This is a genomic window from Lysinibacillus sp. EB106-09-02-XG168 (genome assembly GCF_058791475.1).
In genome coordinates this window covers 61,568-85,343 of record NZ_JBYTDN010000003.1, presented here as the reverse complement: position 1 = coordinate 85,343, position 23,776 = coordinate 61,568, and the positions used below count along the sequence as shown (strand labels likewise).

Annotated in this window: 24 protein-coding genes and 3 tRNA genes; 4 read left to right on the top strand and 23 right to left on the bottom strand. The window is 37.9% G+C overall.

Going from position 1 to position 23,776, the window contains the following annotated elements; genetic code table 11:
• The first annotated feature begins 417 nt into the window (after nt 1-417).
• The 4 genes from AC3WSO_RS01590 to AC3WSO_RS01575 all read left to right on the top strand — a co-directional run bounded on the left by AC3WSO_RS01590 (nt 418) and on the right by AC3WSO_RS01575 (nt 1,303).
• Nucleotides 418-492 (top strand) — tRNA-Gly (locus AC3WSO_RS01590).
• Nucleotides 493-502: 10 nt separating this feature from the next.
• Nucleotides 503-579, top strand: a tRNA-Met gene (locus AC3WSO_RS01585).
• A gap of 5 nt (nt 580-584) precedes the next feature.
• Nucleotides 585-656 (top strand) — tRNA-Glu (locus AC3WSO_RS01580).
• Between the two features lie 395 nt (nt 657-1,051).
• Nucleotides 1,052-1,303, top strand: a complete 252-nt coding sequence (locus tag AC3WSO_RS01575) for a hypothetical protein (RefSeq protein WP_492528167.1) — start codon at nt 1,052-1,054, stop codon at nt 1,301-1,303.
• Nucleotides 1,304-1,514: 211 nt separating this feature from the next.
• Here the strand turns inward: AC3WSO_RS01575 and AC3WSO_RS01570 are convergent, their stop codons facing one another.
• The 23 genes from AC3WSO_RS01570 to AC3WSO_RS01460 form a co-directional block, all read right to left on the bottom strand.
• Complete coding sequence (locus AC3WSO_RS01570; protein ID WP_386830828.1) at nt 1,515-1,970, bottom strand: S1 domain-containing RNA-binding protein; 456 nt, start codon at nt 1,968-1,970, stop codon at nt 1,515-1,517.
• Between the two features lie 133 nt (nt 1,971-2,103).
• On the bottom strand, nt 2,104-2,568 hold the full coding sequence (locus tag AC3WSO_RS01565; RefSeq protein ID WP_492528165.1) for an FtsB family cell division protein: 465 nt from the start codon (nt 2,566-2,568) through the stop codon (nt 2,104-2,106).
• A gap of 17 nt (nt 2,569-2,585) precedes the next feature.
• Nucleotides 2,586-3,077 carry a spore cortex biosynthesis protein YabQ gene (yabQ, locus tag AC3WSO_RS01560; protein WP_492528163.1) on the bottom strand — a complete coding sequence of 164 codons (492 nt, stop codon included), beginning with the start codon at nt 3,075-3,077 and terminating at the stop codon, nt 2,586-2,588.
• Nucleotides 3,074-3,373, bottom strand: coding sequence for a sporulation protein YabP (gene yabP / locus AC3WSO_RS01555; protein ID WP_004229167.1), 300 nt, complete (start codon nt 3,371-3,373; stop codon nt 3,074-3,076). Before yabP ends, yabQ begins: the two co-directional genes overlap by 4 nt.
• A gap of 108 nt (nt 3,374-3,481) precedes the next feature.
• Entirely contained in the window at nt 3,482-3,772 is a 291-nt protein-coding gene (locus tag AC3WSO_RS01550) for an RNA-binding S4 domain-containing protein (protein ID WP_197142729.1), read from the bottom strand.
• A 4-nt stretch (nt 3,773-3,776) separates the two neighbouring features.
• On the bottom strand, nt 3,777-5,237 hold the full coding sequence (gene yabN / locus AC3WSO_RS01545; protein WP_492528160.1) for a bifunctional methyltransferase/pyrophosphohydrolase YabN: 1,461 nt from the start codon (nt 5,235-5,237) through the stop codon (nt 3,777-3,779).
• A gap of 9 nt (nt 5,238-5,246) precedes the next feature.
• The gene (locus tag AC3WSO_RS01540) at nt 5,247-6,869 is read right to left on the bottom strand and encodes a putative polysaccharide biosynthesis protein (RefSeq protein ID WP_492528158.1); all 1,623 of its coding nucleotides are present in this window, start codon (nt 6,867-6,869) and stop codon (nt 5,247-5,249) included.
• A 148-nt stretch (nt 6,870-7,017) separates the two neighbouring features.
• Nucleotides 7,018-7,554, bottom strand: coding sequence for a stage V sporulation protein T (spoVT, locus tag AC3WSO_RS01535; protein ID WP_197142735.1), 537 nt, complete (start codon nt 7,552-7,554; stop codon nt 7,018-7,020).
• Between the two features lie 907 nt (nt 7,555-8,461).
• Nucleotides 8,462-11,968 (bottom strand): transcription-repair coupling factor, encoded by a 3,507-nt coding sequence (gene mfd, locus AC3WSO_RS01530; protein WP_492528156.1) that lies wholly within the window; start codon nt 11,966-11,968, stop codon nt 8,462-8,464.
• Between the two features lie 197 nt (nt 11,969-12,165).
• Nucleotides 12,166-12,393, bottom strand: a complete 228-nt coding sequence (locus AC3WSO_RS01525) for an anti-sigma-F factor Fin (RefSeq protein ID WP_492528154.1) — start codon at nt 12,391-12,393, stop codon at nt 12,166-12,168.
• Nucleotides 12,394-12,693: 300 nt separating this feature from the next.
• Nucleotides 12,694-13,254, bottom strand: a complete 561-nt coding sequence (gene pth, locus AC3WSO_RS01520) for an aminoacyl-tRNA hydrolase (RefSeq protein WP_349661794.1) — start codon at nt 13,252-13,254, stop codon at nt 12,694-12,696.
• Nucleotides 13,255-13,520: 266 nt separating this feature from the next.
• Entirely contained in the window at nt 13,521-14,111 is a 591-nt protein-coding gene (locus AC3WSO_RS01515; RefSeq protein WP_492528151.1) for a 50S ribosomal protein L25/general stress protein Ctc, read from the bottom strand.
• 253 nt (nt 14,112-14,364) lie between these two features.
• Nucleotides 14,365-15,324 carry a ribose-phosphate diphosphokinase gene (locus AC3WSO_RS01510; protein WP_053485323.1) on the bottom strand — a complete coding sequence of 320 codons (960 nt, stop codon included), beginning with the start codon at nt 15,322-15,324 and terminating at the stop codon, nt 14,365-14,367.
• A gap of 24 nt (nt 15,325-15,348) precedes the next feature.
• A complete protein-coding gene (glmU, locus tag AC3WSO_RS01505) occupies nt 15,349-16,719 on the bottom strand; it encodes a bifunctional UDP-N-acetylglucosamine diphosphorylase/glucosamine-1-phosphate N-acetyltransferase GlmU (protein WP_492528149.1) in 1,371 nt (456 codons plus the stop codon).
• A gap of 262 nt (nt 16,720-16,981) precedes the next feature.
• Entirely contained in the window at nt 16,982-17,284 is a 303-nt protein-coding gene (gene spoVG / locus AC3WSO_RS01500) for a septation regulator SpoVG (protein WP_079563683.1), read from the bottom strand.
• Between the two features lie 266 nt (nt 17,285-17,550).
• Entirely contained in the window at nt 17,551-17,925 is a 375-nt protein-coding gene (locus AC3WSO_RS01495; RefSeq protein WP_079563682.1) for a RidA family protein, read from the bottom strand.
• Complete coding sequence (gene purR, locus AC3WSO_RS01490; protein WP_079563681.1) at nt 17,922-18,755, bottom strand: pur operon repressor; 834 nt, start codon at nt 18,753-18,755, stop codon at nt 17,922-17,924. Before purR ends, AC3WSO_RS01495 begins: the two co-directional genes overlap by 4 nt.
• Before the next feature lie 56 nt (nt 18,756-18,811).
• Entirely contained in the window at nt 18,812-19,678 is an 867-nt protein-coding gene (gene ispE, locus AC3WSO_RS01485; RefSeq protein ID WP_492528147.1) for a 4-(cytidine 5'-diphospho)-2-C-methyl-D-erythritol kinase, read from the bottom strand.
• A 454-nt stretch (nt 19,679-20,132) separates the two neighbouring features.
• On the bottom strand, nt 20,133-20,315 hold the full coding sequence (locus AC3WSO_RS01480) for a small, acid-soluble spore protein, alpha/beta type (protein WP_206700644.1): 183 nt from the start codon (nt 20,313-20,315) through the stop codon (nt 20,133-20,135).
• A 114-nt stretch (nt 20,316-20,429) separates the two neighbouring features.
• Nucleotides 20,430-20,690 (bottom strand): biofilm formation stimulator Veg, encoded by a 261-nt coding sequence (veg, locus tag AC3WSO_RS01475; RefSeq protein ID WP_049667356.1) that lies wholly within the window; start codon nt 20,688-20,690, stop codon nt 20,430-20,432.
• A gap of 157 nt (nt 20,691-20,847) precedes the next feature.
• Nucleotides 20,848-21,729, bottom strand: coding sequence for a 16S rRNA (adenine(1518)-N(6)/adenine(1519)-N(6))-dimethyltransferase RsmA (gene rsmA / locus AC3WSO_RS01470; RefSeq protein ID WP_492528144.1), 882 nt, complete (start codon nt 21,727-21,729; stop codon nt 20,848-20,850).
• The gene (gene rnmV / locus AC3WSO_RS01465; RefSeq protein WP_492528142.1) at nt 21,722-22,288 is read right to left on the bottom strand and encodes a ribonuclease M5; all 567 of its coding nucleotides are present in this window, start codon (nt 22,286-22,288) and stop codon (nt 21,722-21,724) included. Before rnmV ends, rsmA begins: the two co-directional genes overlap by 8 nt.
• A gap of 263 nt (nt 22,289-22,551) precedes the next feature.
• The gene (locus AC3WSO_RS01460; protein ID WP_492528140.1) at nt 22,552-23,772 is read right to left on the bottom strand and encodes a resuscitation-promoting factor; all 1,221 of its coding nucleotides are present in this window, start codon (nt 23,770-23,772) and stop codon (nt 22,552-22,554) included.
• Between the last annotated feature and the right edge of the window lie 4 nt (nt 23,773-23,776).

Sequence of the window (23,776 nt, the reverse complement as noted above, 5' to 3'; positions counted from 1 at the left end):
AATGCCCTCTAACCCTTTCTTTTCCGCCGATCGATGTTCTATTATTCGGCATAATTACTATAGTCAGCAGTGTCGATGATACTTTTCTACTTAAGAACAAAAAGTTTGATATTTTTCCCATAAAAAGGGCTCATCACCAAAAGTTGCGGATGACATTTATTATGCAGTTGATCGAAAGTGGGGACTAGGTAACTCCTTGGGATTAGCGTCCAGATGAGCTCTTGCAGTGCATAGGGGAACGGAAATCAACCGCTCATCATGGTGATGAGCCATCATAATCCCCCCTTTTTATTAGCAAATCTATAATTAATGAATAAAACCATATATTTTTATTAATTTTTTCAAAAAACTACTTGACGTTAGTAACAAAGGCTTGTATTATATAACTTGTTGCTAAAATAAATTGTTTTAAAAAACGCGGAAGTAGTTCAGTGGTAGAACACCACCTTGCCAAGGTGGGGGTCGCGAGTTCGAACCTCGTCTTCCGCTCCATAATCTTATTGGCGGCCTAGCTCAGCTGGCTAGAGCGTACGGTTCATACCCGTAAGGTCGGGGGTTCGATCCCCTCGGCCGCCACCATAGTAGGCCCCTTGGTCAAGTGGTTAAGACACCGCCCTTTCACGGCGGTAACACGGGTTCGAATCCCGTAGGGGTCATCTCAAACAGGCATCTCAGAAATAATTCTGAGACGCCTGTTTTTTTGTCAATTAACAGTACAACAGCCTTTTAAACTATAAAGTAACCTATTAGTCAATATCACATTACTTATTCTTTTCTTCACTGTATGAGACGTAGAGGCAGCAAATAGAGAAACGAATACTAAAAAACACCCTGTCCTATAAACGGCTTCTTGAACGACTCTCCGTTGTTGCTGTCGCTTCGCTTTCGCACAGACAAAACTCTTATTGTTGCTGTCGCACAAAAAATTTATTGCTGCCACTCATTGAAAAGCGCCCGGTAAAATAGAATCAGCCCCACGTTATGGTGATACGCTTGAAAATATGGCATACTATTAATGAAAAAAGCGCGTTATCTAGGAGGTTTATTTCCTTTGAATTCATTAACGAAAGCTGCTTCAATTTGTGGAAGCGGCTCTATGATCATTCTCGTATCCATTCTTATTAATTTACCATTCGCTGTACAAATACTTTTACTTCTTACTGGACTAGCCGTTAGTGTATACGGTGTGTTTTTACTTGTTAAAATGGTTGTTCATCCAACCAAAAAGTCTTCAGAAACACCTACTGAACAAGCACCCCTACCTGCTCCTAAAAAGAAAAAGAGACCGACATCAACGTTGTAAGAATCGTTTGCCCTTACATCCGCCGGAGGCTTTAGCCAACAAGTTTCACTTCTTTCGCTACGAAAACACTTACTGAAAGAATTTAAAAAGTAATCACGACTTTTGGCTAGACGAAATGTATACAGAAATCATTAAAAAAAGGGATTAGCCTAATATAAGCTAATCCCAACTCTATTTATACACTTTTTCTACGATTAAAACAGTCAGCAAACTACCCTCTTCTAGCTCCGCGACCACCGCGTTTTGACTCTGTAGCACGTTTTAGTGTTGCTAGACGTTCATCACTATCTTTTAAGAAACGGGCCATTTTTTGTTCAAAATTCTCTTTTGGTTGATGGCGCTCGTTACGATCATTAGAACGATTATCGCGACGTGGACGTGCTGGACGCTCTGGACGCTCCGGACGCTCCGGACGCTCTGGTCTCTCTGCTTGAGGCTTTGCTTTACGGATTGAAAGACCGATCTTTCCGTCCGCTTCAACATTCATCACTTTTACTTCAACTTCATCTCCAACTTTTAGATGCTCATTGATATCTTTTACATAATTGTCAGCAACTTCACTGATGTGTACTAAGCCTGTTTTGCCATCTGGCAGCTCAACGAATGCTCCAAAATTTGTGATTCCTGTTACTTTACCTTGTACCTTGCTGCCTACTTCAATTGACATAAAAAAAATGCTCCTCCTTAAAAATTAAGCGACTCTTTTGAGTCATGTAATCAATTTATCAAACTTTTTACTACAATAAGTTTCTCTCTTCATTATATATAACAAAAAAAGAGTGTCAACAATACATAGCTTTTCAGTCGTCTTTTTTACCTTTCTTTTCTGATACGGCGTCTTTTTTATCTGGTATATCGCCCTTTTTTTCTTTTTCATCTTTTCCATCCGGTATAATGAAAATTATTTCACCTTTTTCGGATAGGAAATACTCTTTGCGTAGTAACTTTGCGATATACTCATCATTCTCTAACTGTTTAATTCTAAGATTTAACGATTCTCGCTCTTCTTTCAAATCAGAAAGATGCTCCTTCGCTTCAACCTTTTCCTGCTCTTTTGCAGCTAGCGTTTCATTTTGATTCAAAAGTATATTTCCGAGAACGGCAATAATAACGACTGGTACAATCGCAAAAAAGGCAATGCGGCGCATTTTCCGTTTCCGCCCTTCAATTTTACGATTTATAGCTTTATCCGTGTTACGGACATAGTCATTATCAAGCTTAGTATAGTTTTGTTGGCGATCATTTGATGAACGACGTTTAGTCATGCCCGCACCTCCGAAAGTTATTGTTGTCTTTTATTATACTTGATAAATCGAAATTTTTTAAAAAAAGTGTTGGACAAATACGAATAAATTTTGACAAAAGGTCTTAAAACAAATGCTCCAATATTTATTAATAAAATAAAAATTTGTCGAATGGTAGCAAATATTAATCGTATGATGAACCACAAAGGTCTCCATGTTATATTCACCAAAACCCTTGCGATGAAACGTAAAAAAGTCTGAAAAAATGTTTGATACAAAAAAATTCCGGCTATTTGCGCTAGCGGGTCATAAGCCCGCCATGCGCCATCCTTTAGCCAAAATAATAAATAGTATGTCATGCCCCCAAGCAGAATCCAGGTAAGTAGTTCAAATACCATCATCCATCTTCGAAGGCTTGACCTTTTTGGAGTTGAAAAAACAATGAGCCTTACACTATCAATAATGAATCCAACTGCTATACCGCTCAAAACCATGACTAATAGTTGAACAAATTGTTCACTAACAATCATCCAAATAACTTATGAAGGAAACCTTTCGAGAAGCCACTTTCCTCCTCGTCATACTGTAAGGTTTTTACAGTTCCTTCAAGGGTCAATAACCCTTTATCAACATCTAAATGAACGATATGCAGTTCTTCTCCACGGATTAACAAATGCCCTTGGGACGTCTTAATGAAAAACTCTTCCTGATCAAAGCGTTCAATTGATTTTACAGAAGTCATGTCCATTCTTTTACGATTACGAATCGTTAAAATATGCTCTCCAGATGGAATTGTGTAACGGTTACTTTCTTGATGTAGCGTCATTTTTTTCCTCCTTTAGTCGTCCTAGCTTCTGTTCACTTTATGCGGACAACCTTAAAAGCATGACAACTTTATCAAAGTTGCTACACTTTTATCAGAGGAATAATTGATTTAATCTTCATCATCAATAAATTCAGGCTCAATTTTTTCAAGACGTTCTTCCTTCAAAATCGTAAACATTTTTGCGGCATCTTCTTTTTTCACAGTATCACGTAATTCTTCTACACGCGCTGTCACAATCTTTTGTCCAAAACGAATGGCTAGCTCGTCTCCAGCTTTAACAGCACTACTAGCCTTTGCGATCTTATCATTGATCGTAATACGTCCTTGGTCTGCTACTTCTTTCGCTAAGGTACGGCGTTTAATTAAACGTGATACCTTTAAAAATTTATCTAATCGCATACTTTTACTCCTTTTCCAGTTGCTTCGCTTCACTCCAAAAAGCATCTAATTGTTCTAATGTATAATCAGAAAATGGTTTTCCACTTTCCTTTACCTTTGCCTCCACATAACCAAAGCGTCTCGCAAACTTCTCATTGGCATGTAACATAGCCTCTTCTGGATTTAACTTGTAGAAACGTGCTAAATTCACAAGCGTGAACAAGACATCTCCAAATTCATCTAGACGTGACGCACTTGTACCTTTCGTCACCTCATTACGAAATTCCTGCCATTCCTCCGCAAACTTGTCCCATGCACCATCTACATCGGGCCAATCAAACCCAACCTTTGCAGCTCTTTTTTGATAATTATAGGCAGTTTGTAGAGCAGAGGACGCCCGGTACTCCTCTTCCAATAGTGGCTTATCACTTATTCCCTTTTCTTCTGCTTTTATAACTTCCCAATTCGCTACAACACCCTCTGCATCTTCTACCGATACATCTCCAAATACGTGTGGGTGTCGACGAATCATTTTTTCACTTATTGAAGCTAATACATCTTCCAATGTAAAGTAACCTTGATCCTCTCCGATTTGTGCATGAAGGAATACTTGTAACAGTACATCTCCGAGCTCCTCAATCATCGCAAAGTCATCCTCTGCATCTACCGCCGCCAAATATTCGTGCGCTTCTTCTAGTAAATATTTTTTCAGTGATTCATGCGTTTGCTTTTGATCCCACGGACAGCCATTTGGACCTCGTAAAACAGCAATAATTTGACGGAAGGTTGCCCAATCTCTTAAAGCCTCCTCTTGCGATTTCACAGGTGGTACATATACCGTTGTTAAATTGTTCACCTCAACGCTTTGATCGAGCTCATAAAGTGGTACCGTCACTAATTTTTCCTGTGCCGAGCCTGCTGCAGTAACTACTGTAACAGGGTATTCGTCATTGTATTTCTCCATTAACGTAAGCTTTACTTCTGACGCACTGAATGTATCATACACTTGAGCAATTAAAATATGCTGACGCATGTTAATGTCATGCATAGAAAAACTAGTGCCATCCAGCAGCTGAAAACCCTCAATCGGGTCGATCTTTAATGCCCCGAATATTGGGTCTAAGAAGCTTTGTCCACCTTCAATGACTAATTTTACTTTTTCCGCATCCGCAGCAGCAATCAGCAATTGTACAGTCTGCTCCGCAACAAGTGGATGTCCTGGTACAGCGTACATTACATCTTCAATCGCCGTAGCAGCCACAAGCGTTTCCGCAATTTCTTCATAAACAGGCTGGAACGAACTATGTTTTTCATAGATCTTGTCAAAGCTTTCAAATTGTAAGCCCTCTGCTGATAATTCTTCTAATACTGGATGATCCACTGTACGTACATATAATTTTCTAGCCGCTTTTAATTTTTTATAGACACCCATTTGCAGCTGATTAAAATCACCCGCACCTAGACCAATAACTGTTAAAGTATTCAATAAATCCACCTACCTCTTCCGATTTAACCACAATTGATAAACTGCCATCTTGCGCCCAAACGGCAGTAAGTACCACTCTTTTTCGCCTAGCACTCGTAACTTAGCAACTATTGTGACCATTACAAACGCCCCTAAACTAACGGCTGTAAAACCTGCTACCACCGCAACAAATCGCGGTGATAAAAATTGGCTTAACAACGATGGTATAAACTGTAACCAAACTAGCACTACAACTGCCATGCTTAGTGATGCAATTCCAACTTTTTTATAAAAACTAGTTGGTGCTAATTGAATTGCAATTATTTTCTTTAAATAAATAACAAGCATGAGGGCAGTAAACAATAGACCCACATTATTAGCAATAGCAGCACCCAATACACCAAATAAACTAATTGTCAGCACATTCAATATTATTTTTAATATAAAACCTACAATTAAAAATAAAGCTGGCTTTTTTAATTTACCATAACCTTGAAGAATAGCTGTAAATGTCAAAATAATCGACAAAGGCACGATTTGTAACACATATACCATAAGAACTTCCGACAGCGCATCCGTTTTAAAGAGCATTGCGTTAATATAAGGCATAACAAGTATTAAACCTAAAGATGCTGCCCACCCAAATAATACGGACGCTCTATACGTTAATTGTATAAACGGAATTGCACTACGGCCTTCCTGTCTTTTGGACATATGTGCGACAAGGGGTACAATAGCCAGTGAAAGAGAAGAAGCAATGACAACTCCGAGTTGCACTAACGGCTGCCCACGATCATAAACACCTTTCGTTATCTTAGCTACCTTCTGATCCATTCCACCTTCTACTAATAATGAATAAATTGTAAAGGAATCAACTAGCTGATAACCAAGTAACAATAGGCCACTCATGCTTACACTTAAACTTAGCAACGTGACCTCTTTAATAACAGGAAAATTTTCGATACGTCGCCGCTGTTTCTTATCGTTAAATAAACCGAAACGTTTTTTAAAGATAAACGCAAGTAATATAAAACCTACAATTTCACCAATAACTGTACCTATTATAGCCATTTGTCCAGCACTATATAGTGATTCTGTCGTCTTCATAATGATAAATGTACCCGCTAAAATGACGGATACCCTCACCGCTTGTTCAAGGACTTGTGCATAAGCAACTGGCTCCATAATACCTCTTGATTGGAAGCCGCCCTTTAAAATAGCAAGAGCCGGCATGACAAATACTATAAATGAACCTGTCCGTATTAAAGGAGCAAGCTGCGTATCGCCCATAAGCCTTGCAATTATTTCAGCTCCACTAAATAAAACAACAAAAAACAATAACGACAGTACTGTTAAATAACGAAAAACAATACGCATAATACTGCTTCGTTTTTGATTTCGCTCTAGCGGGTCTAAAATACAATCATTATCTGCAAGCATCTTAGAAATAGCTACTGCAAATCCACTAGATGTCCATACGACAAAAATAGATATAACTGGATATACTTGCTGATAAATATAAAATCCTTCATCACCAACAAGGTTTTGAAAAGGCACACGATAAATTGCACTAAGAACCTTCACAATAAGGGCAGCAATTGTAAGTAAGGCTGCGCCCTTCATGTAGCTTTTCATGCCAAAACGTTCCGACATAAATTGCCCTCTTTCCTTCTTTAACAATGCCAATAGTATAGCATATCTCAAAAGTTTGACGCGCGCGGGTAGGATTACCTTAAAACTATGTACGAAAAAAAGTTATTGTTCAGCCTAAAAAGGTCAGCGCAATAACTTTCTATTCTCATCAACTATTCATTTGTTTAGCTAAGAAGTTAGCAGCAGTTTCTGCAACTTTCACTTCAACTTCACCAACAAAATGTACCTTAGATAAAACGATAATACAACCGATTGGATCGCCATTCACCATTATAGGTGTTGCACAATAAGACTTCACTTGCTCATATTGTCCAGGAACAATCTCGATAGTTGTTTCCATTTTTTCTATTTTTGTTGAACGCTCTTCCATAAAACTTTCCGCAAAAGATGTAATACGACGATTAATATACTCTTTCTTACCGATTCCTGCGACAGCAATTACTTCATCACGGTCGGTTACAAACGCTGGAGTACCTAATGTTTCATATAATGTTTCTACATATTCCCTTGCAAATTCCCCTAAATCGTTAATTGGAGAATATTTCTTTAAAATAACTTCGCCTTCACGGTCTGTATAAATCTCTAACGGGTCACCCTCGCGAATACGTAGCGTCCTACGAATTTCTTTTGGAATAACCACACGCCCTAAATCATCAATACGACGAACAATTCCTGTTGCCTTCATTCATAATCCTCGCTTTCGCTACAATAAAAATTTTTTTCAACTCTAGTATGGTTTTTTATGAAGTAATCTATGCAAAAACTGAAGAAAAAGGATTTCACACCCAACAATATTTTTCAAAAAGACCTTAAAACCTAAATTATTGTACTTCAAATACATTTAGCATATAGAATTTTAACTTCAATCAACTTATCTTAGATTAACCACAAAAATAAACTTTTATAAATAATTTATAAAAAAATTTTAACAAGAAATAATAATAATCCAACCTATATTATTGCGTCAATGAGCCAAAAGGATTTTTATTATAAAGGCGTTTTTATGTAATTTAATCCTTTTCACCTCTTCGCTCTTATCAGCTAGATCCACAGTCTTATTTGTAAAAACGATTCTTAAGCAGTCGCTCTATCTACAGTCCAATCAAAATTTCAATTCGCATGCACCTTTTGGCATATCATCCAAAGTTAATAATGGTAAAATAAAACTTCTGCAAGTATCTGTACGAATGTGAAGGAGCAGCATCAAATATTTTTTGTGCGTACGTGTAGTGCTAACGTTGCGTCTGTAACATATATTTTCTGTATACAAGTGTAGTGCTAACGGTGGTTTACAGAAATTTTTTATTGCGCGAAAGCGAAGCGACAGCATCGGATATTTTCAGTGCGTAAGTTAGCCCTAACATCGCAACTAATAAGGGTTTTCTGTGTATGAGCCAGCGCTAATGTTGCGTCTGCAACAAAGGTTTTCTGTGCGTAAGCATAGTGCTAACGTAGCGTCCATAACAACAGTTTTCTATGCGTAAACACAGCAACAACGTCAACATTCATTAAGATATCCTAGACCGTTTTGTTTTTCTATAATAAAAAACTGACCATTATCCTAGTTAGATAAGGTCAGCTTTTTATCATTTTTATTTTTTTGCGTTAGCAATAATATGCATCATATCTTCTAAAATATCAAAGGGTTGATATTTCCCACATTTTCGTTCATCAATTGTTAATTTCAGTTGCATACCATCCATACCAAAACCGACAGCTCGTTCAAATTTCATGGATTCTTCAACAACTTTACTGCCATCAACTTGTACTGTCCCCTCTTCAGACAACAATATTGTGATAATTTTTTGCTTTTCTTTTACCGACAATACGCCTGCACCTAAGCCCCATACCTTCATACGTGCAATTCGCAGTAAGCGCTCTGTTTCAATCGGGAGATCTCCGAAGCGATCCTCTAATTCCTCCGTGATTTCGCCATACTCCTCCACTTGATCCATCGCTTTAATACGTTTATACATTTGAATTTTTTGATAGCCATCAGGAATGTATACATCTGGAATATACGCATCAATACTCAATAAAATTTCAATGTCAGGCTTCTCTTCTTTTTTCACACCCGTTTGGCGCTCAGCAATCGCCTCTTGTAGCATTTGTGAATACAAGTCAAAACCGACAGAATCAATAAAGCCATGTTGTTGCGCCCCCAGCAGATTTCCAGCACCGCGAATAGATAAATCACGCATAGCAATTTTAAATCCTGAACCTAACTCTGTAAATTCTTTAATCGCCTGTAATCGTTGCTCAGCTACATCTGTAAGAACTTTATCACGTTGGTACATAAAGTACGCATATGCTACCCTATTAGAACGCCCAACACGCCCACGCAATTGATAAAGCTGCGCCAAGCCCATTCGATCAGCATCGTGAACAATCAATGTATTAACATTCGGTATATCTACACCTGTCTCAATAATCGTTGTTGTTACAAGCACATCATAGGCACCTTCTAAAAAGGCTAATATGACAGATTCTAATTCTGACTCCGTCATTTTCCCATGTGCATGCCCGATACGTGCTTCGGGGACAAGCGTTTGAATTTCATCAACTTTACGAGCCATATCCTCTACACGATTGTATAAGTAGAATACTTGCCCACCACGCGCCATTTCTCTCTCAATAGCTTCCCGGACTAATGCACCGCTATGCTCCATTACATAGGTTTGTACAGGGAAACGGTTTGCTGGTGGCGTTTCAATTACCGATAAATCACGAACACCTACCATCGACATATGAAGTGTTCTTGGAATCGGAGTTGCCGTTAGTGTTAATACATCAACATTCGTCTTAAGTTGTTTAATTTTTTCCTTATGTGTTACGCCAAAACGTTGCTCCTCATCAACAATAAGCAATCCAAGGTCTTGGAATAATAAGTCTTTAGATAAAATTCGATGCGTTCCAATAACAATATCAACTTGCCCTTCTTTTAAGCCCTTTAACGTTGCTGTTTGCTCTTTTTTTGTGCGGAAACGAGACAGGAGACCTACATTAATAGCAAAGTCTTGGAATCTCTCACGAATCGTTTCGTAATGTTGCTGCGCTAAAATCGTTGTCGGTACAAGGAAAGCTACCTGTTTGCCGTCCTGAATTGCTTTGAATGCTGCACGAATCGCTACCTCAGTTTTACCATATCCCACGTCTCCGCATACGAGGCGATCCATAGGACGTTCACGTTCCATATCACGTTTCACTTCGATAATTGAACGTAACTGATCCTCTGTTTCCTCATAAGCGAATGAAGCCTCAAAATTGCGCTGATCGTCATTGTCAATCGCAAATGCATGACCCTTCTCGGCTTCACGTTTCGCATACAGCTTTATTAAATCATCAGCAATATCTTGCACAGCAGAGGATACTTTAGCTTTAGCTTTTTTCCACTCTGCTCCACCTAATTTATGTAGCTTTGGTTCACGGTCTTCAGATGCTACATATTTTTGGATTAAATCTATTTGCTCTACTGGAACATACAACTTATCATCTGCGCGATATCGAATGTGTAGGTAATCTTTATGTGTACCATTTACCTCCAGTGTTTCTAAGCCAATATATTTCCCAATACCGTGATGTACATGTACAACATAGTCGCCAGCTTTAATTTCTGTATAGCTTTTAATACGTTCTGCGTTCGTCATTTTTTGAGGACGCGCTTTTTTCTTCGCCTGCTGTTTAAACAGCTCATCCTCTGTAATTACCGCTAAACGCTGTAACGGTAATTCAAAGCCACTAGATAACGAGCCATCCAAAATATAAATACCCGCTTCTGTCGGGTGACCAATTGTCGTATGAATATCATATTCCCCAAGCATTTGCTGTACACGTTTAACACGGTCTTTATCTCTCGCCACAATTAGTACAGTAAATTTACCGAGTAGCCAGCGTTCAACTTCGCTTTGTAATAATGACATTTGGCCATGAAATTGTTGCATTGGTTTGCAAGAAAAGTTCGTCGTCTTATTAAAGGATACACCTGCAAAAGTTCGCGAAAATAATGAGAAATATAGCTTTTGCTGAGATAACATTGCTAGAATCTCTTTTAAAGAGAATGCAGGCTTTACATCATGCACCATCTTTCCTTCTTCAATTAGAGATAAAAACCACTCATCTTCTTCACGCTCCCATGCATCCATAACCTCCTGAATGCGCCCGAGCTCATCAAACAGCACAATGCCGTCGTGTACAAAATAATCTCCTAAATAGGCTGTCTTCTCATACAATAACGAACCATATTTATTTACATAGTCTGGTAAATTCCCTTGCTGTAACAATTCAATATCATATTGAATATGCTGATACAGTAACTCCTTCGTCTCCTGCTTCTTGACTTTCTTTAAGCTTGTCGCTAACGCAGCTTCTAAACGACCTGCCAATGCCGTTCTTTCTTCCTTTGTCAAAATAACTTCTGACGCAGGGAGGATACGAATCTTCTGTAATTTATCAATGGAACGTTGATCGTCCGCAGAAAATGTTCGAATCGAGTCCACTTCCGTATCAAATAATTCTATACGAATCGGTGACTCTAAATACGGAGGATAAATATCTAATATGCCACCACGTAACGCAAATTCTCCAGGTGTTGTCACCATCGAATTACGTACGTACCCCATCTCCACTAATGTTTGGAGCCATTCATCAACCTGAATATCCTCACCTACTGCTATTTGTAAAAAATACTGTAACCAATGCTCTTTAGGCTGCATCATTTTACGCAAGCCCGCAACCGGTATTACATAAACAGCTTTTTCACCTCTAGCAAGACGATCAAGTGTTGCGATACGTTCAGCACGTAGCTCAGGGGAAGCAACAGATAAATCAGCAGCAATAAACTCATCAGCAGGATAATAATGAACATGCTCCTCACCTAAAAGTCCCGCCAGCTCGTCGGCCATTTTCTGAGCCTGCAATAGATTAGGAGATACAATATAAATTGGTTTTTTTACATATTCAAATAAAGCATCAACCATTACCGGGCGTGCGCTTCCAGTTAATCCTGTAATAAGCTGTGTTGCAGAATGACCGCTCTGAATCTCCTGTAAAAATGATGTGATATGTTTGTCCTGCATCACAAGCTGTCGTAAAACTTCCAATGTCAAAAGCTCCTTTCAACGCATAATTCTCGTCACCATTACTAGTAATCTAGTACTATAATACGTATTTTTATTGTTTATTTTTTCATTATACCTTGGCATAATTTCGTTCGGAATTGGCTTTAAGCCTAAGCCTGAGCGAAGTTAAACGGAAAAAGCTTTGGACGCACGTAATGTGCGCCAAAGCGTCCTTCCAATTATTGAATCCATTTATTGAGTGCGTGATAATCTGGATATTGTTTCAGCGAATCCTCACATTGCTCACAAATGCAGTGCACCGTCGTTTGTCCATGTTTATCTTTCTCAACATAATCATCCGCTTCACCCAATTCGAAAATATGTAGTTTTCGAATTGTATCATCTGCATCAAATGGTAGCGTCCCTATTTCTACTTCACAATGCCGACATCGATATCGAACTGACATCTCCAAATCATCCTCCTTTAAGCAACTTACTACTTAAAGTATAGACATTTCGAAAAAAGATTATGCACTTCCAATTTTGTCTTAGAGGTCATTTCAGAAATAGAGAATAGTTTTGCACTGTGGTTAATACTATATATTTAGTTAGCTGTTGTCGCAGAAAAAAACAACACCAATTATACCTCGGTATAATTGCGTCGGGAGTCGGCTTTGTGTAGGCCTGTAGCTGACGCTACAAAAAACACTCGCTGAAATAGAAATAAATTAAATCGTCATCCTAAACAACTGTAATATCCATGATTGTTATCCGTTAAAGCGATTCATCACATCAAGAAATGGATTTGAAAGAGATGCTTCTACAGCATTTACACACTTTTCAATAGCTTCGCCAACAACTGCTTGATCTTCTTTTGAAAATTTTGATAACACGTAATCTGCTACCTTCATGCCTGCTGGTGGGCGATTAACCCCAACTCGTATGCGATTAAATTCTTGTGTACCTAAATGCTGAATTAATGATTTAATACCATTATGTCCACCTGCACTACCTTTTTGACGCAGGCGTAATTTACCTGTCTCTAAATCTAAATCGTCATAAATAACAATTAAATCTTCCACATCAATATCAAAATAGTTCATTAAGGGACCAACACATTCCCCTGATAAATTCATATATGTTAAAGGTTTAACAAGTAGAACCTTTCCTTCAGGACGATGTACCGTTGCATACATACCATTAAACTTTGAATTAGTTAAAGGTGCACCCCATTTTTCAGCTAATGCATCTATAACATCGAAGCCAATATTATGTCTTGTATGCTCATAAGGTTTACCTGGATTTCCCAAACCAACAATAATTTTCATAAGTATCCCTCTTCTTTCAAATCTAATAGTCATTATTTTACCATATCATGCACTCAGAAAGCAGTTTGGACAATTTTTGAAAGTAAAAGTTCAATAACGGCTTGATATTATTTAAAATTTTCAATTCAACCATACATATCGCGAAATGGTTATGACTTAAAAAGAAAGCAAACGCACGAATAACGCGCCAATGCCCTTGCTAAATAAAATAAAAAGGCTACTGAAGAAGCTTAGCTTCCTCAGTAGCCTTTCCTTAACAAATATTTTTACTCTTGTACCTGTTCACTATCTACTGCTGATTCTTCAACGACTGCCGGAGCCATAATTGATACCAATGTATGACCATCTTCACTAAGAATATCAAAATCAATCGTTTCTCGAATATCTGCTACTGTTATTGTTTCACCAATTTTAAGTTCAGTAATATCCACTTCAATAGCTTCTGGTATATCTGCTGGTTTTACATTAATCTTCACATCTAAGTTAGGCTGCATTAATATGCCACCAACACTAACACCAACCGACTCCCCTACAAGTTTAATAGGCACTTCAGCTTCTATCGCTTCGGACATATTAATTGCTAAAAAGTCAATATGATTTACTTCATCTTTCATAGAACATTGTTGGATTTCTGATACAACAACATTCACTTTTTCTCCATCTAAATCCACCGAAAACACACCGTTTTGTCCATTCTTTTGAATGGATTTTCTGAATTCCTTCGCTGATATAGAAATTGGGGTAGAATGCAATTTATAGCCGTAAATAACTGCAGGAATGGCTCCCCCTTTTCTAAGTTGGGTTAATGTCGAACGGTGCCCAGCTTCGCGCTTTTTAACACTTAATACTGTACTCATATCTATACTTCCCCTTCCAAGAAAAATTATTTACGCCTTATTATAAATGTCACTACTTTCAATGACATTTATTAAGGCTATAATAATATTTACTATTTTTCATAAAGTAGTGTAAATATTATTAAGTCACAACTACCATATACCCTTTTATAAGAAAATTCAAACAAAGTAAACCTAGAAAAAAGGACAAATCTACTTGTATACGTAGATTTGTCCTTAATAAGCCACATATCGGCTCTTGTTTATTTATATATTAATCAAATAGAGTACTTACAGATTTGTTTTCATAGACACGAGAGATTGCATCTGCCATTAATTTAGCTACTGAAAGCTCTGTAATTTTTGGAGATTTTTTCTCTTCTGGAAGCTGGATTGTATTTGTTACAACTAATTCTTTAATCGAAGAGTTTTCAATACGCTCGATTGCTGGGCCTGATAGTACTGGGTGAGAGCAGCAAGCATAAACTTCTTTTGCGCCAGCAGCACGTAATGCGTCTGCGCCGATTGTAATTGTACCAGCAGTGTCAATAATATCATCAATCAAGATTGCCACTTTACCATCAACATTACCAACAATGTTCATTACTTCTGCAACGTTTGGTTTTGGACGGCGTTTGTCAATAATTGCAATAGGTGCTTTTAAACGTTCTGCCATTTTACGAGCACGTGTTACACCACCATGGTCTGGTGAAACAACAACGATTTCATCTTCTGGAATACCTTTTGATTTGAAGTAATCAGATAGTAAAGGTACTGCCATCAAGTGGTCGATTAAAATATCGAAGAAACCTTGGATTTGCGGTGCATGTAAATCTAAAACGATAACACGTGTAGCACCAGCTGTTTCAAGTAAGTTTGCTACTAATTTAGCTGTAATTGGCTCGCGTGCTTTTGCTTTACGGTCCTGACGAGCATATCCATAGTAAGGCATTACAACGTTTACTGTACGAGCAGATGCACGTTTTACAGCATCTACCATAATTAAAAGCTCCATTAAATGTTCGTTTACAGGTGCAGAAGTAGACTGCACGATAAACACATCACAACCACGAATACTTTCTTCAATGCTAATTTGAACTTCTCCATCGCTGAAGTGTTTAACAGAAGATTTACCTAATTCAACACCCATTTCTTGCGCAATTTCTTGAGCAAGTGGATTGTTAGAGTTAAGTGAAAATATTTTTAATTGTGAGTTTGCATAATGATACGGCATGATGGCCTCCTGTTTAGTTGATAATTATTTTGAATTTAATTTGCTTACATAATTCGGTTTGTTTTCTTGTCTTGCACGTGCAATTGCAAGTGCATCCTCAGGAACTTCTTTTGTAATTGTAGATCCTGCTGCAATAAATGAACCTTTTCCAACTTTCACTGGCGCTACTAAGTTAGTATTACATCCTACAAATACATCATCTTCAATAATTGTTTGGAACTTGTTTTTCCCATCATAGTTTACTGTAATGGAACCACAGCCAACATTGACATTGCTTCCTATTTCAGCATCGCCAATATAGCTTAAGTGGGATACTTTCGTGTCATTACCTAGTTTACTTTTCTTCACTTCTACAAAGTTACCAATTTTCACATGGCTACCTATATCAGATAGTGGTCGAATATTTGCAAACGGTCCTATAGCTGTGTCTTCTGCTACAGCGCTTTCACGTACAACAGAAGAATGTACAGTTGTTCGGTCACCGATACGGCTATCAATGATTTGTGTGTTTGGTCCGATTATACAATCTTCACCAATAACAGTTGTACCTTCAATCATAGAACCTGGTTGGATGACAGTATCACGACCAATCATTGCCTCAGCGCTGATGTATGTTGCATCTGGATTAATAATTGTGACACCGTTACGCATATGCTTTTCATTAATTCTCGTACGCATTAGCGCCTCTGCTTGAGACAGAGCAACACGATCATTAACACCAAGTGTTTCTTCGAAATCTCCCGTTACATATGCTTCAACGACTTCACCTTGCTTTTGTAAAATTTCAATGACATCAGGTAAATAATATTCACCCTGTGCATTGTCGTTTTTCACAAGTTTTAATGTCTCAAATAAGGCCTTATTATCAAAGCAATATGTGCCCGTATTAATCTCTTTCACTAGTTGTTGCTCAGCTGAAGCGTCCTTTTGTTCAACAATTTGCTCCACTTGTCCATTGTCGCCACGTAAAATGCGACCGTAGCCTGTTGGATTTTCAGCAATAGCTGTTAATATTGTTGCCTTGGCTTTCTTTGCTTGATGATGTTCAAACAAAGCTTGCATCGTTTCAGGGCGGATAAGTGGCGTATCACCACAAACAACTAATGTTGTCCCTTCTTCGCTACTTAAAATTGCCTCAGCCTGTTGTACAGCATGAGCTGTCCCTAACTGTTCAGCTTGTAAAACATACTCGCTTTTATCACCAAGCTGTTGTTTCACCATTTCTGCACCGTGTCCTACAACCGTTACAATGCGCTTCACATCTAACGTTTGAATGTGATCCACCACATGTTGCACCATTGGTTTCCCACATACTGGATGTAGCACTTTATATAATTTGGACTTCATACGTGTACCTTGACCTGCAGCCAAAATGACAGCAAAAATGTTGCTCATCTGTAAGTCCTCCAATACGCTCATTTTCTCTTATGACTATATAGCAAAACCCATCTATTTTCAAGGCATGTTGACTTGACAAAAAGATGAATTTCCAAATCAAATGCACCTTATGCTCGAATGTTAATATGTATGTCTTAAAAACTGCTCGTTTTCTCTTATTCTCAAAATAAAAAGAACTCTCCAAATATGAAGAGTTCTTATTATTCACTTTCATCATAAGTATAAATTGCCATAGTTAAATTTACACTTATCCCCTTTTCTATACGCCAATTCCTTCTAATTCTTCTGTCTTTTCTGTCGCGTCTTCCTCGCTTGAATTATGGTACTCGTTTAAAATAATCTCTTGAATTTTATTACGAGTAGTAGAATTAATAGGATGCGCAATATCTCTAAATTCACCGTCTGGCGTCCGTTTACTTGGCATAGCAACAAATAATCCTGTATTGCCATCAATCACACGAATATCGTGCACTACGAACTCATTGTCGAGTGTAATGGAAGCAATCGCACGCATGCGACCATCCGTCTGTACACGACGTAACCTTACATCAGTAACTTCCATTTTCTCACCACCTCTCTTCTTAGATGCCTAAATATAAATACAATATTCTTTATTACCGAATATTTTCCTTTTTATAGTCTATCAAATTTTCTAAAAAATTTGAATACTTATTAGTATAATTTTCTCTAATTTACGTAATTTTTGACAATTGTTTGTCAGTCACCCTGCCGCTTTGCTTTCGTCTACAAAGCATTTTTGAACGGAGAATAAAAAAGGCCCACTAAAAGAGTTAATCATTTCTCTTTCAGTGAGCTTCATACATTTCTTTATTTAACGATAGCAATAACTTCAATTTCTACACTTACATCTTTTGGAAGACGTGCAACTTCCACTGCTGAACGTGCTGGTTTATGATCTCCAAAATGGCTAGCATATACTTCATTCATCGCTACAAAGTCGTTCATATCCTTCATAAAAACGGTCGTTTTAACAACGCTGTCTAAAGATGCTCCGGCAGCTTCTAAAACGGCTTTCAAATTAGCAAATACTTGATTTGTTTGAACAGTAATATCACCTTCCACTAATTCGCCTGTTGCTGTTAGTGGAATCTGACCTGAGCTATAAAACATGCCATTTACAATAATTCCTTGTGAATATGGTCCAATTGCTGCTGGTGCATTTGTTGTTGCTACTACTTTCATTTGTCATTTCCCCTTTTAGAAAAATAGTTACCTTCACTTAATGCAATTGTACGGTCTTTTTCATTGACCTCATGAAGCTTCACTAGTGAATAATAATCATCTACTAAAGTTTCGTCTGCATGCTCAGCCTCTACAAGCACGGCAATACCAGCTAGTTGACAGTCAAACTCCTCTAATAGATTTTTCATGCCATTCATTGTACCGCCGACCTTCATAAAGTCGTCAGTAATAAGCACTCGTTGCCCACTCTTCATGCTTCTTTTTGATAATACCATTGTCTGAATTCTTCTGGAAGAACCAGATACATAGTTGATGCTAACTGTAGAGCCTTCAGTTACCTTACTATCTCTTCTGACAACAACAACCGGTACATTTAAATGTCTTGCTATCGCATGGGCAATAGAAATACCCTTTGTAGCGACAGTCATTATGACATCAATTTGTTGATCAGCAAATGCGGATGCAAATACTTTACCAACTCGATTAATTAAATCTGGATTGCCAAGTAAATCCGTCATAAATAAATAACCGCCTGGTAATAAACGATCTGAATGCTCAAGCTCCGCTTTTAAATCATGAATAACTAAGCGGACCTCCGCTTCGGACATTTTAGGAATATACTTTACTCCTCCTGCAGCGCCCGGTACTGTCATCAATAACCCGATTCCTTTTTCTTCGAAAGTTTCTTTTACAATCGTCAAATCTTCACTAATGGAAGACTTTGCAGATTGATATAGTTCAGAAAAATAAGTTAGCGGGATCAGCTGATGTGGATGTTCTAGTAAATAGTACGTCATATCAACTAGTCGTTCACTACGCTTCCATTTCATGCGACCCTCTCCTAAACACGAATATTTATAGGTAAAATTAACACAAATTTGCGGTTTTAAGCAAGCGTATTTCGCTCGCCTAAAATCCGAACTGCATATACTTCTTCGCAAAAACCACGTAAACCATTATAAATGCGACTTACTCGAGCTTCACTATCCACTAAACCGAACACAGTCGGACCGCTTCCACTCATTAATGTTGCATCTGCTCCAAAGCGCTTCATCTGTTCCTTTAACATTACTACCTCTGGATGCAGCTTAAATGTTACAGTTTCCAAAACATTTCCTAATGATGCACATAGTAGCTCATAATCTTCCGTTTCAATAGCACGAATCATTTGCTTCGTATTTGGATGTTCTAACCCTTCAACCTTTAGACCTCCATACACTTCTGCAGTAGAAACACCTATTTTAGGCTTAGCTAAAACTACCCAACAGTTTGGTGGTGCAGGCAATTCCTGAATTTTTTCTCCACGCCCCGTTGCTAATGCTGTGCCACCATAGACACAAAACGAAACATCTGAACCAATTTTCGCACCTAATTCAGCTAACTCATCTATAGATAACCCTAAATTCCACAGATCATTTAACCCCTTCAGTGTAGCAGCCGCGTCGCTACTACCACCCGCTAATCCCGCTGCAATTGGTATTTCCTTTTCTATAGTAATGGATACACCTTGTCCAATGCCGTATGTATCTTTAACTAGACGCGCTGCCTGATACGCAAAATTTCGATGATCGTTCGGTACGAAATTATCAGTCGAAATTATTTCTATTTCACCATCTTCTCGAGATTCTAAACAAATACGATCAGCTAAATCCACAGTCGTCATGACCATCTCTACTTCATGATAATTATCTGGTCTTTTATAAAGTACATCTAATGTTAAATTTATTTTTGCAGGCGCCTTTACATAAAGCATCTTTCTTCCTCCTTATAGCTACACTTATCAATTACCGCCAGATCATTCAGTCGATACTTGAACCTTAAAATGCAGGATTCTTCTGTTACAAAATATCAGCAGCTGGCGTTCACTTTCGCTATATTAAAGATTTTCTGAATGAAGATAAATCTGTTGTTCATCTTTTAATTCATTTTATTTTACCATAATGGGAAAGCGAAAATGGAAAAAAAGAACCGTATACCCCTAAATGGTGTAACGGTTCTCTCTCGTCAGTTGTGTTGTTGTGTCTACAGGAAGCTTTCATCCCTGCTGAAGATCAATTAAGCCTCGGCATAATTGCGTCCGCCGGAGGCTTTAGGCAAACACGGTGTTGGACCTCAGGCACTTTCACAGATACCTAGACACCCGCTGAAAAGTGACTTCTCTCACCACTATAGAGATGAGGGAAGTCTAATAAGCAGTCTAGTTCAGGCTACTTATTATTTTCTTGCTCGTTACTTGCTCTTTCAGCCATTTCGATGGCACGTTTGACCATATTACCGGCGTCTCGAGCTTTAATGCCGCCCCATCCTTCTCGTTGCACAACATCATAAAATCCAAGCTCTTTAGCGATCTCTTCTTTTAAACGAGGTGACATGATACCCTTTCTAGGCATAATAAACTCCTCCTTTTACAACTGACGAATTTAGTATATCCCAGAAAACGCAAAACACTCATGTAGTTTTTAACATACATGAGTGTTTCAAAATATAGAAATAAGTACTAGAAACTATTTTGCGATAGCAGCCTTTGCTTCGTCTAAAAATGTAATCTCTACTGCTTCAGTTAAAATATCTGTGTAACTATACGATACGCGCTTGCACGTATTGTCTTCTTGATCAAGCTCAACCACAAAGATAGCGCGATATGTCTCACGCAATACCCCTGCACACTCGACCGTTTTCTTGCGACCTCCGTTTGCTCTTAACTGCAAACGTTTACCCAAATGACAATCCAACGACTTTTTAATGTCCGCTAAAGTTTTTGGCATTTTCGCTTACACCTCACTATTTATTAGTATAAGCGATTCGCCCAAAAATGTCAACAAAATATAATATTTTATCAGCAGATTATAAATATTGTCAACTTATTTTTCATAAAAAAACCATGTTTTTTTACGTATACTCAAAAAAGTTAACAAAAATTTTTTACTTTGCAAACGTAGGATATAGTACATCGGCTAATTTTCCAAACTCTTGAATAGTTAATGTCTCTCCTCGACGTGTTGGTTCAATATTTACCGCTTGTAAAGCATCCATTATTTTTTCTTTGTTTGCTTTACCATTTGGTAAACCCGATTGTAAATTATTGAAGATTGTTTTTCGTCTTTGTACAAACGATGCACGAGTAACAACAAATAAAAAGTCCTCATCAATTACTTTTACTGGAGGTTCATCATGTTTAATAAGACGAATCACTGCAGAATCAACATTTGGCTGGGGCATAAAAACAGTTTTCGGCACTGTCATGGCAATATCAGCCTTCACATAGTACTGAATCGCAATTGATAAAGAGCCATACTCTTTCGTTCCAGGTTTAGCCGTAATACGGTCTGCTACCTCTTTTTGCATCATGACAACAAATCCGCGAATTGGCAAACGATCATTAAGTAATTTCATTAAAATCGGAGTCGTCACATAATAAGGTAAATTTGCTACAACCATAATATCCTCAATACCCGGCATCTCTTCCTGAATTATTTTAGCAACATCTGCCTTTAAAATGTCCGAATGTACAATCTTTACATTATTATATGGACTAAGTGTGTCTTCTAATACAGGTAATAGTCGCTGATCAATTTCAAAAGATACAACTTTTTTTGCATTTCTTGCTAAATGCTCTGTTAATGCTCCAATACCAGGACCAACTTCGATTGCACCACTACTTTCAGTTAAATTTGCGTGACTAACAATATTTCGTAAAATGTTCGGATCTACTAAAAAATTTTGACCTAAGCTTTTTTTAAATGAAAACCCATATTTTTTTAATATTTCTTGTGTTCTAATTGGTGTTGCAATATCCTTATGCATCATTTTCCTCCTGATCTACCTGTGCGATTGCCGCACCAAATTGCTTTTCTGTGATTTGAAACATTTTTAATCTTTTATGAAGTTGTTTACCGTTTGTTGTACCAATATTCAAAATTTCCCCAAGACGATCACGACGAGCTTTCGCCTGTGGGTGGCCAATTAAACGTGCCGTCATTAAATCTTCGAGCGTAATGTCATCATTGGTTGGCTCAACATCGTTAGGGGTATAAACATGCCGTAGTGCCTCGCGAATATCTTCATCAGCTGCATGCTCTATGCCTAGTCCTTTACCGTTTTTCGCAATAGTTTTAGCTTTTGGTAAAAAAGCGTGTTTTGCACCTTTTACATGCTCTTCGATAATGGCACGAATTCGACGTCCTGGATAGTCTGGGTCAGTAAAAATAATAACACCTCTTTTATCCTGTGCATGCTGAATTCTCTTTAGTGTTTCCTCTGAAATAGCCGACCCATTTGTTTCTATTGTATCTGCTTGTACAGCTCGCTTAATAGCCGTTGTATCATCTTTTCCTTCAACAACGATGATTTCTTTTATTTGCAAAAAGGCCCCTCTTTTCTACGTATCTTCAGACCATTTTACAACTGCACTGTATGATTGTACAGAAATACACGGCTACTTACCTTATGCTATTGCTGTACTTTCTCTTTCGATTAGACCGTGCAGTTGATGTTACAGCTTAATTTCTGTAGATATGAGTATATTTATCCTCCAGTACAAATACTGAAAAAGAAAAAAGCTTTCCCGCCAGTCAAAACGGGAAAGCCAGTAAGTGAAAAACATTTTTGATTAATTTTACAATTTTTTTAATTTAATACTTTTATACGAACTTTCTTTACTCCCCAAGAACTTGCTTGAGATTCCGTTTGTACAAGTATGTCGATCTTATTACCCTTAATTGCACCACCAGTATCCCCTGCTATAGCTGTTCCATAGCCTTCGACCCAAACTTTTGAGCCAAGCTTAATAACAGAAGGGTCTACTGCAATTACTTTCAAACCAGAGTTTGATCGTAAATCAATGCCAGTGGCAGATTTCCCCGAGCAGCCATTACAATACGGTGTATAGGCAGTTGCCGTTACATAAAATTCTCTACCGCTAGCTGGCTCTGTTGAACCACGTGAAACTGTCGGTGCGCTAGCAGCAGTAGCTACTACAGTTTTAGTTCCTACTGCAACCACTTGCTTCTGCGGTTCTTTTACAACATTTTTAGATTGTAGATTTTTAGCTACAACTTGGCCGTTCTCTTTTACTATTTCATACGTTTTAGTCATTAAACCTTTTTGGCCTGCTGTTACAATTTTTTGTTTTCCCTTTTGCAATGAAGCATCTTGCTTCTTTTCAATTGCGAAATCTAAAGAGTCTTCCACTACATCGATAACCTTTTCTACGCGAACTACTGTGATTTTACTCTGTGGAGTGATTACGTCCTTCAGGTTATTCTCGACACGATCGAATTCATTTAGCTGAATTCCTTGTTGTTTTAAAAAGTTAGCGACCGTAGTCGAAGTGGACCATACTTGTCTGTTGTTTACACCATCGACAAGCGATACTTGAAACGCTTTTTGAATATCGATCTTGTTGTCTGCTCCTATTTCTGTATCTATGCCTTGTTTTAAAGAATCATGCTCAGATACTTCAATATTCGCTTCTTTCAAAATGTCTTTCACTTGTGTTTCAGTTGTCCAAACTTTTGACTGATTTCCATCAACTGAAATAGTTACTTCTTTTGCCTGTTCCCATGAAATTGCTAATCCATTAACAATTTTGGTGTTCAGAGAGGGTGATATTTTGTCATGCTCTGCTACGTCTATATTTTGACCTTGTAATAATTGTTCTACAGTTTTGGCATGTGTTGTTACTTCGATTGCTTCTCCGTTCGCATCAAGCGTTACGGTTTTTTTAGTACCTTGATAAAGTACGAATGAAATTACAGACACAAACAGAATAAGTGAAATAACGCTTATTACTGTTTGCTTACTCCTCAATGATCCTAAGAACAAGTTTTTCATGGAATTATTTGACATGAAA

Bases quoted from the DNA above. Each gene is read 5' to 3' on its own strand.
- AC3WSO_RS01570 (WP_386830828.1), bottom strand. From the start codon at position 1,970: ATGTCAATTGAAGTAGGCAGCAAGGTACAAGGTAAAGTAACAGGAATC.
- AC3WSO_RS01565 (WP_492528165.1), bottom strand. From the start codon at position 2,568: ATGACTAAACGTCGTTCATCAAATGATCGCCAACAAAACTATACTAAG.
- yabQ (WP_492528163.1), bottom strand. From the start codon at position 3,077: ATGATTGTTAGTGAACAATTTGTTCAACTATTAGTCATGGTTTTGAGC.
- yabP (WP_004229167.1), bottom strand. From the start codon at position 3,373: ATGACGCTACATCAAGAAAGTAACCGTTACACAATTCCATCTGGAGAG.
- AC3WSO_RS01550 (WP_197142729.1), bottom strand. From the start codon at position 3,772: ATGCGATTAGATAAATTTTTAAAGGTATCACGTTTAATTAAACGCCGT.
- AC3WSO_RS01540 (WP_492528158.1), bottom strand. From the start codon at position 6,869: ATGTCGGAACGTTTTGGCATGAAAAGCTACATGAAGGGCGCAGCCTTA.
- spoVT (WP_197142735.1), bottom strand. From the start codon at position 7,554: ATGAAGGCAACAGGAATTGTTCGTCGTATTGATGATTTAGGGCGTGTG.
- AC3WSO_RS01525 (WP_492528154.1), bottom strand. From the start codon at position 12,393: ATGTCAGTTCGATATCGATGTCGGCATTGTGAAGTAGAAATAGGGACG.
- pth (WP_349661794.1), bottom strand. From the start codon at position 13,254: ATGAAAATTATTGTTGGTTTGGGAAATCCAGGTAAACCTTATGAGCAT.
- AC3WSO_RS01515 (WP_492528151.1), bottom strand. From the start codon at position 14,111: ATGAGTACAGTATTAAGTGTTAAAAAGCGCGAAGCTGGGCACCGTTCG.
- AC3WSO_RS01510 (WP_053485323.1), bottom strand. From the start codon at position 15,324: ATGCCGTATCATTATGCAAACTCACAATTAAAAATATTTTCACTTAAC.
- glmU (WP_492528149.1), bottom strand. From the start codon at position 16,719: ATGAGCAACATTTTTGCTGTCATTTTGGCTGCAGGTCAAGGTACACGT.
- spoVG (WP_079563683.1), bottom strand. From the start codon at position 17,284: ATGGAAGTTACTGATGTAAGGTTACGTCGTGTACAGACGGATGGTCGC.
- AC3WSO_RS01495 (WP_079563682.1), bottom strand. From the start codon at position 17,925: ATGAAAGTAGTAGCAACAACAAATGCACCAGCAGCAATTGGACCATAT.
- purR (WP_079563681.1), bottom strand. From the start codon at position 18,755: ATGAAATGGAAGCGTAGTGAACGACTAGTTGATATGACGTACTATTTA.
- ispE (WP_492528147.1), bottom strand. From the start codon at position 19,678: ATGCTTTATGTAAAGGCGCCTGCAAAAATAAATTTAACATTAGATGTA.
- AC3WSO_RS01480 (WP_206700644.1), bottom strand. From the start codon at position 20,315: ATGCCTAGAAAGGGTATCATGTCACCTCGTTTAAAAGAAGAGATCGCT.
- veg (WP_049667356.1), bottom strand. From the start codon at position 20,690: ATGCCAAAAACTTTAGCGGACATTAAAAAGTCGTTGGATTGTCATTTG.
- rsmA (WP_492528144.1), bottom strand. From the start codon at position 21,729: ATGCATAAGGATATTGCAACACCAATTAGAACACAAGAAATATTAAAA.
- AC3WSO_RS01460 (WP_492528140.1), bottom strand. From the start codon at position 23,772: ATGTCAAATAATTCCATGAAAAACTTGTTCTTAGGATCATTGAGGAGT.